The sequence below is a fragment of the Flavobacterium sp. FG19 genome (genome assembly GCF_057809475.1).
In genome coordinates this window covers 99,553-115,163 of the sequence record NZ_JBMDKA010000014.1, presented here as the reverse complement: position 1 = coordinate 115,163, position 15,611 = coordinate 99,553, and the positions used below count along the sequence as shown (strand labels likewise).

At 36.9% G+C, this 15,611-nt stretch carries 13 protein-coding genes and 4 tRNA genes; all 17 read right to left on the bottom strand.

The features are described 5' to 3' along the window. Nucleotides 1-118: 118 nt before the first annotated feature. Nucleotides 119-430: a DUF3467 domain-containing protein gene (locus tag ACODST_RS15280; protein WP_008466913.1), complete on the bottom strand. Its 312-nt coding sequence runs from the start codon at nucleotides 428-430 to the stop codon at nucleotides 119-121. An 11-nt stretch (nucleotides 431-441) separates the two neighbouring features. Beyond that, the gene (rpoC, locus tag ACODST_RS15275; RefSeq protein WP_488932966.1) at nucleotides 442-4,749 is read right to left on the bottom strand and encodes a DNA-directed RNA polymerase subunit beta'; all 4,308 of its coding nucleotides are present in this window, start codon (nucleotides 4,747-4,749) and stop codon (nucleotides 442-444) included. Nucleotides 4,750-5,038: 289 nt separating this feature from the next. Beyond that, a complete protein-coding gene (gene rpoB, locus ACODST_RS15270; protein ID WP_111422298.1) occupies nucleotides 5,039-8,851 on the bottom strand; it encodes a DNA-directed RNA polymerase subunit beta in 3,813 nt (1,270 codons plus the stop codon). 270 nt (nucleotides 8,852-9,121) lie between these two features. Next, entirely contained in the window at nucleotides 9,122-9,493 is a 372-nt protein-coding gene (gene rplL / locus ACODST_RS15265) for a 50S ribosomal protein L7/L12 (protein ID WP_320566427.1), read from the bottom strand. A 93-nt stretch (nucleotides 9,494-9,586) separates the two neighbouring features. Beyond that, nucleotides 9,587-10,090, bottom strand: a complete 504-nt coding sequence (gene rplJ / locus ACODST_RS15260; protein ID WP_488932965.1) for a 50S ribosomal protein L10 — start codon at nucleotides 10,088-10,090, stop codon at nucleotides 9,587-9,589. A 22-nt stretch (nucleotides 10,091-10,112) separates the two neighbouring features. After that, complete coding sequence (rplA, locus tag ACODST_RS15255; RefSeq protein WP_025572415.1) at nucleotides 10,113-10,802, bottom strand: 50S ribosomal protein L1; 690 nt, start codon at nucleotides 10,800-10,802, stop codon at nucleotides 10,113-10,115. A 13-nt stretch (nucleotides 10,803-10,815) separates the two neighbouring features. Next, entirely contained in the window at nucleotides 10,816-11,253 is a 438-nt protein-coding gene (gene rplK / locus ACODST_RS15250) for a 50S ribosomal protein L11 (protein ID WP_008466923.1), read from the bottom strand. A 67-nt stretch (nucleotides 11,254-11,320) separates the two neighbouring features. Next, complete coding sequence (gene nusG / locus ACODST_RS15245; RefSeq protein WP_488933011.1) at nucleotides 11,321-11,872, bottom strand: transcription termination/antitermination protein NusG; 552 nt, start codon at nucleotides 11,870-11,872, stop codon at nucleotides 11,321-11,323. A gap of 10 nt (nucleotides 11,873-11,882) precedes the next feature. Beyond that, nucleotides 11,883-12,080 (bottom strand): preprotein translocase subunit SecE, encoded by a 198-nt coding sequence (gene secE / locus ACODST_RS15240; protein WP_008466927.1) that lies wholly within the window; start codon nucleotides 12,078-12,080, stop codon nucleotides 11,883-11,885. An 18-nt stretch (nucleotides 12,081-12,098) separates the two neighbouring features. Then, nucleotides 12,099-12,169: transfer RNA gene (locus ACODST_RS15235), tRNA-Trp, on the bottom strand. 56 nt (nucleotides 12,170-12,225) lie between these two features. Then, on the bottom strand, nucleotides 12,226-13,413 hold the full coding sequence (gene tuf, locus ACODST_RS15230; RefSeq protein WP_012024011.1) for an elongation factor Tu: 1,188 nt from the start codon (nucleotides 13,411-13,413) through the stop codon (nucleotides 12,226-12,228). 55 nt (nucleotides 13,414-13,468) lie between these two features. Continuing rightward, a tRNA-Thr gene (locus ACODST_RS15225) sits at nucleotides 13,469-13,540 on the bottom strand. A 92-nt stretch (nucleotides 13,541-13,632) separates the two neighbouring features. Further along, a tRNA-Tyr gene (locus ACODST_RS15220) sits at nucleotides 13,633-13,716 on the bottom strand. Between the two features lie 121 nt (nucleotides 13,717-13,837). Continuing rightward, a tRNA-Thr gene (locus ACODST_RS15215) sits at nucleotides 13,838-13,911 on the bottom strand. A gap of 90 nt (nucleotides 13,912-14,001) precedes the next feature. After that, nucleotides 14,002-14,304: a ribosome hibernation-promoting factor, HPF/YfiA family gene (gene hpf / locus ACODST_RS15210; protein ID WP_488932964.1), complete on the bottom strand. Its 303-nt coding sequence runs from the start codon at nucleotides 14,302-14,304 to the stop codon at nucleotides 14,002-14,004. A gap of 34 nt (nucleotides 14,305-14,338) precedes the next feature. After that, nucleotides 14,339-15,232, bottom strand: a complete 894-nt coding sequence (locus tag ACODST_RS15205) for a tyrosine-type recombinase/integrase (RefSeq protein WP_488932963.1) — start codon at nucleotides 15,230-15,232, stop codon at nucleotides 14,339-14,341. 106 nt (nucleotides 15,233-15,338) lie between these two features. Next, nucleotides 15,339-15,533, bottom strand: coding sequence for a 30S ribosomal protein S21 (gene rpsU, locus ACODST_RS15200; protein ID WP_012024008.1), 195 nt, complete (start codon nucleotides 15,531-15,533; stop codon nucleotides 15,339-15,341). Nucleotides 15,534-15,611 lie beyond the last annotated feature (78 nt).

The following is a 15,611-nucleotide window of genomic DNA, read 5'->3' as shown; positions in this document are numbered from 1 at the left end:
AATCCAACACTGGAATCAGAAGAAATTTAGTCGATTAAAGTAAATTAAATCAGATAAACGACATATACCTTTTAGTAGAAATCAAAAAAAAGCCCCATTAAAATGGGGCTTCTTAAATTTATGCTTGTCCAGCCGGACCAAAATTAAGCGGAATTGGTGCTTGTTCCGTTTCTTTGATTTCGCCGTGAGCGGCTTCAAATCTGTGGATGTTTTCACCTATTGCTCTTAATAATCTTTTGGCATGCTGGGGTGTCAAAACAATTCTTGACTTTACCTTGGCTTTAGGAATACCGGGCATAATGCTCACAAAATCTAAAACAAACTCAGATGATGAGTGATTAATAATCGCAAGATTAGAATAAATTCCTTCTGCGACAGTTTCGTCCAGCTCAATATTAATTTGTTCTTGTTGTTGTTTCGGATTACTCATAGTTTCCTAAATTAATAAATATATTCTTCTTTATTAGCCATCATTTCGTTGTAATCGTCTTTAGATCCTACGATAGTGTTATCGTACTCTCTCATACCAGTTCCCGCAGGAATTCTGTGTCCAACGATTACGTTTTCTTTTAATCCTTCTAAATCATCTACTTTACCAGCTACTGCAGCTTCGTTAAGTACTTTCGTTGTCTCCTGGAATGAAGCCGCAGAAATGAATGATTTAGTTTGTAACGAAGCTCTTGTAATACCTTGTAAAACTGGCGTTGCAGTTGCAGTAATTACATCTCTTGCTACAACAAGATTTTTATCTGTACGTTTCAATAATGAATTTTCGTCACGTAACTCACGAGGCGTAATAATCTGACCTGGTTTCAATACTGAAGAATCTCCGGCATCTTCCACCACTTTCATTCCGTATAATTTATCATTCTGAATGATAAAGTCTTTAGTATGGATCAATTGATCTTCTAAGAATAGAGTATCTCCCGGATCTTCTACTTTTACTTTACGCATCATCTGACGAATAACAACCTCAAAGTGTTTGTCATTGATTTTTACCCCTTGCAGACGGTAAACCTCCTGAATTTCATTTACCAGATACTGTTGAACAGCTGCCGGCCCTTGAATTCTTAAGATATCATCTGGTGTAATGGCACCATCAGACAATGGTACTCCCGCTCTTACGAAGTCATTCTCCTGTACTAAGATCTGGCTTGAAAGTTTCACTAGATACTTTTTAATCTCACCAAATTTAGATTCGATAACGATCTCACGGTTACCTCTTTTGATTTTACCGAAAGATACAACTCCGTCAATTTCAGATACAACCGCTGGGTTTGAAGGGTTACGAGCCTCAAGAAGCTCAGTAATTCTTGGTAAACCTCCCGTGATATCGCCCGCTTTAGAAGAACGACGTGGGATTTTTACTAATACTTTACCTGCTTTAATTTTCTCACCATTTTCAACCATAAGGTGTGCACCTACCGGTAAGTTGTATGAACGAATCAATTCACCTTCTTTACCATAAACCAATAAAGTTGGGATTAATTTTTTGTTTCTGGCTTCAGAAATTACTTTTTCCTGGAAACCAGTCTGCTCATCGATCTCCACCATGAACGATTGTCCCTGCTCTAAATCCTCGTAAGCAATCTTACCAGTAAACTCAGAAACAATTACACCGTTATAAGGGTCCCATTTACAGATTACAGTTCCTTTTCCAACAGTTTCACCATCTTTAACAAAGATACTCGAACCGTAAGGGATATTATGTGTATTTAAGACAATTCCGGTTCCTTCGTCTACTAATTTTAACTCTGTAGAACGGGATACAACGATATCAACCTCGTTACCTTCACTATCTTCACCTTTAACTGTTTTTAAATCTTCAATCTCAAGTCTACCATTGAATCTTGTAACAATACTAGACTCTTCAGAGATACCTCCTGCAACCCCTCCAACGTGGAACGTACGAAGTGTTAACTGTGTACCTGGCTCTCCAATAGACTGAGCTGCAATAACTCCGACAGCTTCACCTCTTTGTGTCATTTTACCAGTAGCTAAGTTTCTACCGTAACATTTAGCACAAATACCTTTTAAAGCTTCACAAGTTAATGGAGATCTAACTTCTACTTTTTCAACTGGAGAAGCTTCAATAGTTCTCACAATCGATTCTGTAATTTGCTCTCCGGATTTAACCATTACTTCATTAGTAAGAGGATTAATTACGTCTTGCAATGCAACACGTCCAAGAATTCTCTCTCCTAAAGATTCAACGATTTCCTCATTTTTCTTCAATGCTGCAACTTCAACACCTCTTAAAGTTCCACAATCTTCGATGTTAACAATAACATCCTGAGAAACATCATGAAGCCTTCTTGTCAAGTAACCAGCATCGGCCGTTTTAAGAGCCGTATCCGCAAGACCTTTACGGGCACCGTGAGTAGAAATGAAGTACTCAAGGATCGAAAGACCTTCCTTAAAGTTAGAAAGAATCGGGTTTTCAATAATCTCACCACCACCAGCAGTAGATTTTTTAGGCTTAGCCATCAAACCACGCATACCAGTTAACTGACGAATCTGCTCCTTAGAACCCCTCGCCCCAGAATCAAGCATCATATATACAGAGTTGAAACCTTGCTGGTCTTCTCTAATATTTTTCATTGCCAACTCTGTTAACTGAGCATTTGCTGAAGTCCATACGTCAATAACCTGGTTGTAACGCTCGTTATTTGTGATAAGACCCATGTTATAGTTAGTTGAGATACCTTCAACCTGCTCTCTGGCATCTGCAATTAACTTCGTTTTTTGTTCTGGAATTCTAATATCACCTAAAGAGAATGATAAACCTCCTCTAAATGCGAATTTATACCCCATATCTTTCATATTATCCAAGAAAGCAGCCGTTGTAGGTACATCAGTCACACTTAAAATGTGTCCAATAATATCTCTAAGGTTTTTCTTAGTCAATACGTCGTTGATATATCCAGCTGCTTCAGGTACTACTTCGTTAAATAATACCCGTCCTGCAGTTGTCTGGATGATTTTGTACACTAATTCTCCGTTCTCATTAAAATCTTTTGCTCTGATTTTCACACGAGCATTCAATTCTAATCTTCCTTCGTTTAATGCAATATTTACTTCTTCAGCAGAATAGAAAGTTAAATCCTGACCGATAATTTTGTGATCTTCTGTAGAAATACGCTCTTTGGTCATATAGTATAGACCCAAGACCATGTCCTGAGAAGGTACCGTAATTGGAGCACCATTTGCAGGGTTCAGGATATTGTGAGAAGCCAGCATTAATAATTGTGCCTCTAAAATAGCTTCTGGTCCTAATGGTAAGTGAACCGCCATCTGGTCACCATCGAAATCGGCGTTGAAAGCCGTACATACTAATGGGTGTAACTGGATCGCTTTTCCTTCAATTAATTTTGGCTGGAAAGCTTGGATACCTAATCTGTGCAAAGTAGGAGCACGGTTCAGTAATACTGGGTGTCCTTTAATTACGTTTTCAAGGATATCCCAAACTACTGGCTCTTTTTTGTCAATGATTTTCTTAGCAGATTTTACTGTTTTTACAATACCTCTTTCAATCAATTTACGGATAACGAAAGGTTTGTATAACTCAGAAGCCATATCTTTTGGCAATCCGCACTCATATAATTTTAACTCCGGACCAACAACAATTACCGAACGAGCAGAATAATCCACACGTTTTCCTAAAAGGTTTTGACGGAAACGTCCTTGTTTACCTTTTAAAGAGTCAGATAATGATTTTAATGGTCTGTTAGATTCTGTTTTAACAGCAGAAGCTTTACGAGTATTATCGAATAATGAATCCACAGATTCCTGTAACATACGTTTCTCGTTTCTTAAGATAACTTCTGGAGCTTTAATCTCCATTAATCTTTTTAAACGGTTGTTACGGATGATTACACGACGGTATAAGTCGTTCAAATCTGAAGTTGCAAAACGACCTCCATCAAGTGGTACAAGCGGACGTAATTCTGGTGGGATAACTGGAACCACTTTCATAATCATCCATTCTGGACGGTTTTCGCGGTTTTCGTTAGACTCACGGAAAGATTCCACAACTTGTAATCTTTTTAAAGCCTCAGTTTTTCTTTGTTTAGAAGTCTCGTTGTTAGCGCTGTGTCTTAATTCATAAGATAAAGCATCTAAGTCAATACGAGCTAATAAATCCATAATACACTCTGCTCCCATTTTGGCAACAAATTTATTAGGATCTAAATCATCTAAATATTGGTTTTCCTGTGGAAGAGTATCTAAAATATTCAAATATTCTTCTTCAGTTAAGAAATCTAATCTTTGTAACGATTCTCCATCTGCATTTTTAGCAATACCAGCCTGGATTACTACGTATCTTTCGTAGTAAATGATCATATCTAATTTCTTAGATGGAAGACCAAGGATATAACCAATTTTGTTTGGAAGAGAACGGAAGTACCAGATGTGAGCGATTGGCACAACAAGGTTGATGTGTCCTACTCTGTCACGACGTACTTTTTTCTCAGTAACTTCAACACCACAACGGTCACAGATGATACCTTTGTAACGAATTCTTTTATACTTACCACAAGCACATTCGAAATCTTTTACTGGTCCAAAGATTCTTTCGCAGAAAAGTCCGTCACGCTCTGGTTTGTGAGTTCTATAGTTAATTGTTTCCGGCTTTAAAACCTCTCCTCTTGATTCTTTCAGGATAGATTCTGGTGAAGCCAATCCAATAGAGATTTTGTTAAATCTTTTTACCGGATTTTTGTCTTTATTGTTTTTGTTATTCATCATAGTTTTTACTATTGATTTATTTTGCAATTAAAAAATTGAATTTAGATTTATAATCTACTCTTTAAAAAATCAAAGAGTTAATCATTCAGCTACTACCTCGGGTTACTTCTCTAAACCTCAAACTTAAATTTGAAGTGCTAGTTATAAAATGCCTTGCATTGTTATAAAAAATCGGAACGGGTTACGGGTATAAATCTTTAAAAACTTTTATAAAAAAGTGCTCAGTATCCAGTATTTAGTGTTCAGTTTATCACTGATTACTAAATACTGAACACTGAATACTAAAACATTATTCTTCCAAACGAAGATCTAAACCTAGACCTTTCAATTCGTGCATTAATACATTGAATGATTCTGGTAAACCTGGTTCTGGCATAGTTTCACCCTTAACGATAGCCTCGTAAGTTTTAGCTCTACCAATAACGTCATCAGACTTAACAGTTAAGATTTCACGTAGTGTACTAGAAGCTCCATAAGCCTCAAGTGCCCAAACCTCCATCTCTCCAAAACGCTGACCTCCAAATTGAGCCTTACCTCCAAGTGGCTGCTGCGTAATCAATGAGTATGGTCCGATAGAACGTGCGTGCATCTTATCATCAACCATGTGTCCTAATTTAAGCATGTAAATTACACCCACAGTCGCTTTTTGTGCAAAACGCTCTCCAGTTCCACCATCAAACAGGTAAGTATGTCCAAAACGTGGTACTCCAGCCTCATCAGTCAAAGCATTGATTTCGTCCAGAGAAGCACCGTCGAAAATTGGAGTAGCAAATTTTCTACCCAAGTTCATACCAGCCCATCCAAGAACAGTCTCATAAATCTGACCAATGTTCATACGTGAAGGTACCCCAAGTGGATTCAATACGATATCTACTGGTGTTCCATCTTCTAAGAATGGCATATCTTCATGACGAACGATTCTGGCAACAATACCTTTGTTACCGTGACGTCCTGCCATTTTATCACCTACTTTTAACTTACGTTTTTTAGCGATATAGATTTTAGCCAGTTTCAAGATTCCAGATGGTAATTCATCTCCAACTGTAATAGTGAATTTCTCTCTTCTTAAAGCTCCTTGTAAGTCGTTCAGCTTAATTTTATAGTTATGAATTAAATCATTAACCATTTTATTAGTAGCGTCATCAGCAACCCACTGACCTTTGCTTAAGTGAGCAAAATCCTCTACTGCGTAAAGCATTTTTTGAGTATATTTTTTACCTTTTGGTAAAACTTCTTCACCCAAATCATTCATTACACCCTGAGATGTTTTTCCGTTAACGATCAGGAATAATTTCTCAACCAATCTGTCTTTTAATTCAACAAATTTAGTTTCGAACTCCATTTCTAAAGCGCCTAAAGCATCTTTATCCTGAGTACGTTTACGTTTATCTTTTACGGCTCTTGCAAATAATTTTTTGTCAAGAACTACACCATGTAAAGATGGAGACGCTTTTAATGAAGCATCTTTTACATCACCCGCTTTATCTCCGAAGATTGCACGAAGCAATTTCTCTTCTGGAGTTGGATCTGATTCTCCTTTTGGTGTAATTTTTCCGATCAAAATGTCGCCAGGTTTAACCTCTGCTCCAATTCTGATCATACCGTTTTCATCTAAATCTTTAGTAGCTTCTTCAGAAACGTTAGGAATATCGTTTGTTAACTCTTCGTTTCCTAACTTAGTATCTCTAACCTCTAATGAATAATCATCAACGTGGATAGAAGTAAAAATATCATCACGAACTACTTTTTCAGAAATTACAATCGCATCCTCGAAGTTGTACCCTTTCCATGGCATGAACGCAACTTTTAAGTTTCTACCTAAAGCTAATTCTCCATTTTGAGTAGCATATCCTTCAGACAATACCTGACCAGGAACAACTCTGTCACCTCTTCTTACGATTGGTTTCAAGTTGATACTTGTACCTTGATTGGTTTTTCTAAATTTAATAAGGTTGTACGTTTTCTCATCAGCATCAAAACTTACCATTCTCTCGTCTTCTGTACGATCGTATTTAATAGTAATGATGTTAGCATCTACGTATTCAACAGTACCATGCCCTTCAGCATTGATCAATACTCTTGAATCAGAAGCTACCTGACGCTCTAAACCTGTACCAACAATCGGCGCTTCAGGACGGATCAAAGGAACTGCCTGACGCATCATGTTTGATCCCATCAACGCACGGTTCGCATCATCATGCTCCAGGAAAGGAATCAAAGATGCAGAAATCGAAGCGATCTGGTTAGGAGCAACGTCTGTATAATGAACTACTGATGGCTCAACAACCGGGAAGTCACCTTCCTCACGAGCAATAACATTGCTAGCTGTAATTTTACCAGAAGCGTCCATTTCAATGTTTGCCTGAGCAATCATTTTACCTTCTTCTTCTTCAGCACTTAAGTAAACCGGAGTACTTTCTAAATCAACTACTCCATTAGTTACTTTACGGTATGGAGTTTCGATGAATCCCATTCCGTTTACTTTTGCATAAACACCAAGAGATGAAATCAAACCAATGTTTGGTCCCTCAGGAGTTTCAATCGGACATAAACGACCATAGTGCGTATAGTGAACGTCACGAACCTCGAAACCAGCTCTCTCTCTCGAAAGTCCACCTGGTCCAAGTGCAGAAAGTCTTCTTTTGTGTGTAATCTCAGCTAATGGATTCGTTTGATCCATAAATTGAGATAACTGGTTAGTACCAAAGAAAGAGTTGATAACTGATGATAATGTTTTAGCATTGATCAAATCAATTGGTGTAAACACCTCGTTATCTCTAACGTTCATTCTCTCACGAATAGTTCTAGCCATACGTGCCAAACCAACACCGAATTGTTGAGACAATTGTTCACCAACTGTTCTAACACGACGGTTTGATAAGTGGTCGATATCATCAATCTCTGCTTTAGAGTTGATCAACTCGATCAAATATTTAACGATTGTAATGATATCTTCTTTAGTAAGCACTTGCTTATCCATAGGGATATCTAAATCTAATTTTTTGTTCATTCTGTAACGACCAACTTCACCTAAGTTATAACGTTGATCAGAGAAGAACAATTTATCTATAATACCACGAGCAGTTTCCTCATCAGGCGGTTCAGCGTTACGCAGCTGACGGTAAATGTGCTCTACAGCTTCTTTTTCAGAGTTTGTAGGGTCTTTTTGTAACGTGTTGTGGATAATAGCATAATCTGCCTGGTTATTATCCTCTTTGTGTAACAAAATAGATTTTACATTAGAATCAATGATTTCTTCAACATTATCTTTGTCGATAATAGTATCACGATCAAGGATAATTTCGTTACGTTCGATAGAAACTACCTCTCCGGTATCCTCATCTACGAAATCCTCGTGCCATGTGTTCAAAACACGCGCAGCAAGTCTTCTTCCAATATATTTCTTAATACCAGTTTTAGAAACTTTAATTTCTTCCGCTAAGTCGAAAATTTCAAGAATATCCTTATCTCTTTCGAAACCGATAGCACGGAATAAAGTTGTTACAGGTAATTTTTTCTTTCTATCGATATATGCGTACATTACGCTGTTAATATCTGTAGAGAATTCTATCCAGGAACCTTTAAAAGGAATTACTCTGGCAGAATATAATTTAGTTCCATTTGCGTGGAATGACTGTCCAAAGAAAACCCCTGGAGAACGGTGTAACTGAGATACTACAACACGCTCGGCACCGTTAATAACAAAAGTACCACTAGGAGTCATGTAAGGAATTGTTCCAAGATAAACATCTTGTACAATGGTTTCAAAATCTTCGTGTTCTGGATCTGTACAGTATAGTTTTAATCTGGCTTTTAAAGGCACACTATAAGTAAGACCTCTCTCTATACATTCTTGAATTGTATAACGCGGCGGGTCAACAAAATAATCCAGGAATTCCAATACAAAGTTGTTTCTTGTATCTGTAATTGGGAAGTTTTCCATGAAGGTATTGTATAACCCTTCGTTGCCTCTTTCGTCAGATTTCGTTTCTAATTGGAAGAAATCTTTAAAAGATTTAACCTGAACATCCAAAAAGTCTGGATAGTCAGGGATATTTTTTGTAGAGGCAAAATTCAATCTTTCAGTCTGATTTGTTATCATCAATGGACAAAATTTTGATTAAAAAAAAGTAATTTATTTTTGTGTAAAAACACACTGTTTAATCTATACTTTCTTAATTATAATCAATACATCTTTAAAAATAAAACAAGTAAAACAGGTTTGATTTTCTTTCTTCGTATTGATCAAAAACTTTTTCGTATTTTAAACTATGGGATAATAAAACTTGGTATATATTTTATTATACGAAAAATGGTTTAGGCCTTTGAGTGTTAACTCAAGGCCTAAACCTAGTTCTTAAACTGAGTTTAATTATTTAAGCTCAACAGTAGCTCCAGCCTCTTCTAAAGATTTTTTAAGACCTTCAGCCTCTTCTTTAGAAACACCTTCTTTAACGTTGCTTGGAGCACCGTCAACTACGTCTTTAGCTTCTTTAAGACCTAAACCAGTTAATTCTTTAACTAATTTTACAACAGCTAATTTAGAAGCTCCTGCATCTTTCAATACAACTGTAAATTCAGTTTGTGCTTCTTCAGCAGCACCTTCTCCACCACCAGCAGCAACTACTACAGCTGCAGCAGCAGGCTCGATACCATACTCATCTTTTAATATTGTTGCTAATTCGTTAACTTCTTTAACTGTTAAGTTAACTAATTGTTCTGCGAATTGTTTCAAATCTGCCATTTTCTCTATCGTTTAAAATGATTTGTAAAAAATATAATTTAATTATTGTGCGCTAATTAAGCAGCAAGGAAGAATGCTTCCTTACATTGATAATTACTCTGCTCCTTCTTCTTCGCTTCCAGCGAATTTGTTTTGTAAAGCAGAAATAATTCTTTGAGCCGGAGATTGTAATAATCCAATGATTTCTCCAATAAGCTCTTCTTTAGATTTAATTGTAGCTAATGCATCTAATTGGTTATCTCCAATGTATACTTCAGAATTGATGTAAGCTCCTTTTAAAACTGGTTTATCAGATTTCTTACGGAAATCTTTGATAATTTTTCCAGGTGCGTTAGCAACATCAGAAATAAAGATAGCACTGTTACCAGTTAAAACTGTAGGTAAATCTCCATAATCATTATCAGAAGCCTCCATTGCTTTGGCAAGCAAAGTGTTCTTTACAACCTCTAATTTGATACCTGCTTTGAAACAAGCTCTACGCAAGTTTGAAGTTGTCTCTGCGTTTAAACCAGAAATATCAGAAATGTAAATGATATTTGTACCAGCTAACTGCGCAGTTAAATTTTCAATCGCGATTGATTTTTCTTCTCTAGTCATACTAAAAATTTTTAACTACCAATTATACTGCTTTTGGGTCTAATGCGATAGCAGGACTCATTGTGCTTGTAAGGTGAATACCTTTAATGTATGTACCTTTAGCAGCAGTTGGTTTAAGTTTTATTAATGTTTGAATAATTTCGTGTGCGTTGTCAACAATCTGCTCAGCTCCAAAAGAAACTTTACCGATTCCTGCGTGTACGATACCAGTTTTATCAACTTTAAAGTCAATTTTACCAGCTTTAACTTCTTGAACAGCTTTAGCAACATCCATAGTTACAGTACCTGTTTTAGGGTTTGGCATTAAACCTCTAGGTCCTAAAATACGACCTAACGGACCTAATTTACCCATAACAGCAGGCATAGTAATGATCACATCAACATCTGTCCAACCGTCTTTAATTTTTTGTAAGTAATCGTCAAGACCAACGTGATCTGCTCCAGCTTCTCTTGCTTCAGCTTCTTTATCCGGAGTAACCAATGCTAATACTTTAACGTCTTTTCCTGTTCCGTGAGGTAAAGTAACTACACCTCTCACCATTTGATTCGCTTTTCTTGGATCAACACCCAAACGAACTGCGATATCAACAGACTCATCAAATTTTGCAGAAGCAACAACTTTAATTAATGCAGCAGCATCTTTTAAAGAGTATAATTTGTTCTTTTCAATTTTTGAAGCAGCCTCTTTTTGCTTTTTTGTTAATTTTGCCATTTCTTTTTCTTAATTAAAAAGGAGCATCTCCTGATACAGTTATACCCATAGATCTAGCTGTTCCAGCAACCATACTCATAGCTTTCTCAATTGTGAAAGCATTTAAGTCCGGCATTTTGTCTTCAGCAATAGTTCTAATTTGTTCCCAAGTAACGCTAGCTACTTTTTTACGATTAGGCTCACCAGAACCAGATTTTAGCTTTGCAGCTTCCATTAACTGAACTGCTGCTGGAGGAGTCTTAACAACAAAATCAAATGATTTGTCTTTGTACACAGTGATTTGCACTGGACAAATTTTGCCAGGTTTATCCTGAGTTCTAGCATTAAACTGCTTACAAAACTCCATGATGTTAACCCCAGCAGCTCCTAAAGCAGGTCCAACCGGTGGCGACGGGTTCGCAGCACCTCCCTTAACTTGTAGTTTAACTACCTTACTAATTTCTTTAGCCATTTTTAAAAAATTTAACACTGTAATCAATGGAAGCGATCACAGTGGTTTATTATAGTGTAACAAAAAATTATACTTTTTCGACTTGCATAAAACTTAACTCTAATGGGGTTTTTCTTCCGAAAATCTTAACCATTACTTCAAGTTTACGCTTCTCTTCATTGATTTTTTCAACCGTACCATTGAAACCATTAAAAGGACCATCGATCACTTTTACTGTTTCACCTAAGCTAAACGGAATTGATCTTGTATCTGTATTAACAGCAAGCTCATCCACTTTTCCTAACATACGATTTACCTCAGACATTCTCAAAGGAACAGGTTCTCCGCCTTTAATCTCGCCTAAAAAACCAATTACACTCGTAATAGATTTAATAATATGAGGTACCTCACCAACCAGGTTCGCTTCGATCATAACATATCCAGGGAAATACACTTTATCCTTAGACATCTTTTTCCCTTCTTTTACAGTAACCACTTTTTCAGTAGGCACCAAAACCTGGGAAACATAATCTTCCATCCCTAGTCTGGCAATCTCAGTTTCGATGTAAGCTTTAACCTTATTTTCCTGGCCGCTTACCGCTCTAACCACATACCATTTCTTCACATTATTATCTGCCATCACAAAAAAATTATCCTTTTAACCAGTTAAAAAATCCAGCTAAGGCTTTTGCAAAAAATTCGTCCACTCCCCAAGTTGCCAAAGCGAACAGAATCGAAAATACAGCCACAACAATTGTCAATTTTTGAACCTCAGCCCAAGCTGGCCAAGTAACATTTGACTTTAACTCCTCGAAAGCCTCTGATAAATAATTAGTAACTTTTGTCATTTGATATATTTTTTATTGCACGGGCGGAGGGATTCGAACCCCCATCAACGGTTTTGGAGACCGCTATTCTACCCTTGAACTACGCCCGTAATTAAAGCCAGTGATTAAAAAAATAATCACTGGCTTTTTATTTATTTTAATAGAATTACTCTACGATTTCAGTAACCTGACCAGCACCAACTGTTCTACCACCCTCACGGATAGCGAAACGTAAACCTACGTTCATAGCGATTGGGCTTAATAAAGCAACCTCAATAGTTAAGTTATCACCTGGCATTACCATCTCTACACCTGCTGGTAAAGAAATAACTCCTGTTACGTCAGTTGTACGTACGTAGAACTGTGGACGGTAGTTATTGTGGAATGGAGTGTGACGTCCACCTTCTTCTTTTTTCAAGATATAAACCTCAGCTTTGAATTTAGCGTGTGGTTTTACTGAACCTGGCTTAATAATAACCATACCTCTTTTGATATCAGCTTTATCAATACCTCTTAATAGTAAACCTACGTTATCTCCAGCTTCACCTCTGTCAAGGATTTTACGGAACATCTCAACTCCAGTGATAGTAGAAGTTAATTTTTCAGCCCCCATACCAATGATTTCAACAGGATCTCCAGTGTTAGCAACTCCAGTTTCGATACGACCTGTAGCAACAGTTCCACGACCTGTAATTGTAAATACGTCCTCAACTGGCATCAAGAATGGTTTAGCAACGTCACGTACCGGCTCTTCGATCCAGTTGTCAACAGCTTCCATTAATTCGATAATTTTAGGTACCCAGTTTGGATCATTGTTTAATCCTCCTAAAGCAGAACCTTGAACTACAGGACCATTATCTCCATCATATTCGTAGAAAGATAATAAATCTCTGATTTCCATCTCAACAAGCTCTAATAACTCAGCATCATCAACCATATCCACTTTGTTCATGAAAACAACGATTCTTGGAATACCAACCTGACGACCTAAAAGGATGTGCTCACGAGTTTGTGGCATTGGACCATCTGTAGCAGCAACTACTAAGATAGCTCCGTCCATTTGAGCAGCACCAGTAACCATGTTCTTTACGTAATCCGCGTGACCTGGACAGTCAACGTGAGCGTAGTGACGGTTAGCTGTTTCGTACTCTACGTGTGATGTATTAATAGTAATACCTCTTTCTTTCTCCTCTGGAGCGTTATCGATTTGATCAAACGATTTTGCTTGACAGTAACCAGCATCTGACAATACTTTAGTGATTGCAGCAGTTAATGTAGTTTTTCCGTGATCTACGTGTCCAATTGTACCTATGTTTAAGTGCGGTTTGGAACGATTAAAATTCTCCTTTGCCATTTTACTTAATTTTTAATCTTAGTTATATATTAATTTTCAATTTCCTACTTACTTGAGCCAATGTCGGGATTTGAACCCGAGACCTCTTCCTTACCAAGGAAGCACTCTACCCCTGAGCTACACCGGCAAGGTTTTAATTTTAAATTGTTAATCACAGATTTTTAGATTACGTTTATTTCCTAAATCTAAAATCTGCAATCATTAATCCGAAATTAAGTTTGGTGGGGAGAGCAGGATTCGAACCTGCGAAGTTTTCACAGCAGATTTACAGTCTGCCCTCGTTGGCCGCTTGAGTATCTCCCCTAAATCATTTATAATTTTAAATTTCAATTTCAAACATTCAAAATCTCAATTCACATCATAAATTCTTGTTTTTCAATATTTTAAAAGAACCTGTTTCAAATCGCATCTGAAACTTTTTCTGAGCCGATAGAGGGACTCGAACCCACGACCTGCTGATTACAAATCAGCTGCTCTAGCCAGCTGAGCTACATCGGCAATTACATTAAAAAAGTCCGCTATTTCTAACGGACTGCAAATGTAGGTATTTTATCTTTTAATCAAAACATTTTTTAAAAAAAATTTCAATTATATGTGCGCTCTTATTTTTTCTTTCCTTTTTACCAGCAAACGCTCTAGCGATTCCGCCGAAAGTTCCACAGCTTCCTCAAAGGACTTACACTGCTTTTTAACCAAAAACTCATCTCCCGGAACATTAATCTTAATCTCTACTGCTTTATTCTCCTTCTCACTTGTTCTTTCTACTTTCAAAAAAACATCAGCCGAAACAACGCGGTCATAATACTTTTCAAGCTTATCCATTCTCTCTTGAATAAAATCCACCAATTTTCTGTCGACAGTAAAGTTAACTGCATGAACATCTACCTTCATAATAATAATTTTAGGGTTAAACTTTTCGGAATTACTATTTATTTCTCGGATGCGCATCTGTATACACCTTTTTCAACTCTGCTAAACTATTATGAGTATAAACCTGCGTAGACGCCAAACTCGAATGACCTAATAATTCCTTAACTGAATTCAAATCTGCCCCGTTATTGAGTAAGTGGGTCGCAAATGTATGACGAAGCACATGCGGACTTTTTTTTACCTTTTCAGAGACCCTACTAAAGTAACAATTTATTAATCGATACACAAAAGATTCGCTTAATTTTAACCCTTTTTTCGAAATAAAAAAATAATCCGAATCCACAATCTGATCAAGCCCTTCTCTCTCTTTTAGATACAACACAATCTGATCTGTCACAACAGGCAGAAGCGGCACTATACGCTCCTTGTTCCGCTTACCCAGCACCTTTACCACACCAGAAGACAAATCCACATTTCGCAGCATCAAACCTATTAATTCTGCCCGACGCATCCCGGTAGTATAAAAAAGCTCCACAACAAGCTTGTCCCGCACTTCCTCAAACCCAGCCGGAGACTCAACATCCTGCATTAAATCCCCTACCTCTTTTTCAGAAAAAGGAATCTGAACTATTTTTGGCGTTTTGAGTGCCTTATGCTTAAGCATCGGATTAACTTCTATCTGCTTTATTTTCAAAAGAAACTTATAATAAGCCTTCAGAGAAGCCATTTTCCGGTTAACCGAAACATTTGAAATTCCACTATCCACCAAAGAAACAATCCAGCTTCTTATCTGACTGTAATTAACCTTATCAATCCCATCCTGCTCAAAATACCCTTTATTAAATTCTTCAAAAAAGCCAATATCAGCCAAATAAGCATTCACCGTATGAGAAGAATATTTTTTCTCCAGCTGCAGATAATCCCAAAACGCTTCTTTATTCGTCTTCATAAAAACTCAACCATTAACATCAAAAAGGCTTTTAAAACAAAAAACCGTTAGGATCAAAATTAATACATTTTGATCACTAACGGTAATTATTTACTAAAAGCCGCTATTAACTCTCTAAACTATCTTTCAAAGTCTGGATGTAAGCTGCTTTTTGAATTTGAGCTCTTTTTACAACAGATGGTTTAATAAAAGCAGTACGTGCTCTTAATTGACGAACAGTTCCTGTTTTATCAAATTTTCTTTTATAGCGCTTTAATGCTCTATCGATATTTTCTCCGTCTTTAATTGGTATAATTAACATAATATAGACACCTCCTCTCGTTAAGGCTGCAAATGTAAAAATTAATTATGAATTATGAGTTATAAATTTTGAATTATT

Excerpts from the sequence above, each read along its gene's own strand:
- rplK (WP_008466923.1), bottom strand. The coding sequence starts at position 11,253 with ATGGCTAAAGAAATTAGTAAGGTAGTTAAACTACAAGTTAAGGGAGGT.
- rpsU (WP_012024008.1), bottom strand. The coding sequence starts at position 15,533 with ATGTTAATTATACCAATTAAAGACGGAGAAAATATCGATAGAGCATTA.
- rplA (WP_025572415.1), bottom strand. The coding sequence starts at position 10,802 with ATGGCAAAATTAACAAAAAAGCAAAAAGAGGCTGCTTCAAAAATTGAA.
- rplL (WP_320566427.1), bottom strand. The coding sequence starts at position 9,493 with ATGGCAGATTTGAAACAATTCGCAGAACAATTAGTTAACTTAACAGTT.
- secE (WP_008466927.1), bottom strand. The coding sequence starts at position 12,080 with ATGACAAAAGTTACTAATTATTTATCAGAGGCTTTCGAGGAGTTAAAG.
- nusG (WP_488933011.1), bottom strand. The coding sequence starts at position 11,872 with ATGGCAGATAATAATGTGAAGAAATGGTATGTGGTTAGAGCGGTAAGC.
- ACODST_RS15205 (WP_488932963.1), bottom strand. The coding sequence starts at position 15,232 with ATGAAGACGAATAAAGAAGCGTTTTGGGATTATCTGCAGCTGGAGAAA.
- rpoC (WP_488932966.1), bottom strand. The coding sequence starts at position 4,749 with ATGATGAATAACAAAAACAATAAAGACAAAAATCCGGTAAAAAGATTT.
- rpoB (WP_111422298.1), bottom strand. The coding sequence starts at position 8,851 with ATGATAACAAATCAGACTGAAAGATTGAATTTTGCCTCTACAAAAAAT.
- tuf (WP_012024011.1), bottom strand. The coding sequence starts at position 13,413 with ATGGCAAAGGAGAATTTTAATCGTTCCAAACCGCACTTAAACATAGGT.
- rplJ (WP_488932965.1), bottom strand. The coding sequence starts at position 10,090 with ATGACTAGAGAAGAAAAATCAATCGCGATTGAAAATTTAACTGCGCAG.
- hpf (WP_488932964.1), bottom strand. The coding sequence starts at position 14,304 with ATGAAGGTAGATGTTCATGCAGTTAACTTTACTGTCGACAGAAAATTG.
- ACODST_RS15280 (WP_008466913.1), bottom strand. The coding sequence starts at position 430 with ATGAGTAATCCGAAACAACAACAAGAACAAATTAATATTGAGCTGGAC.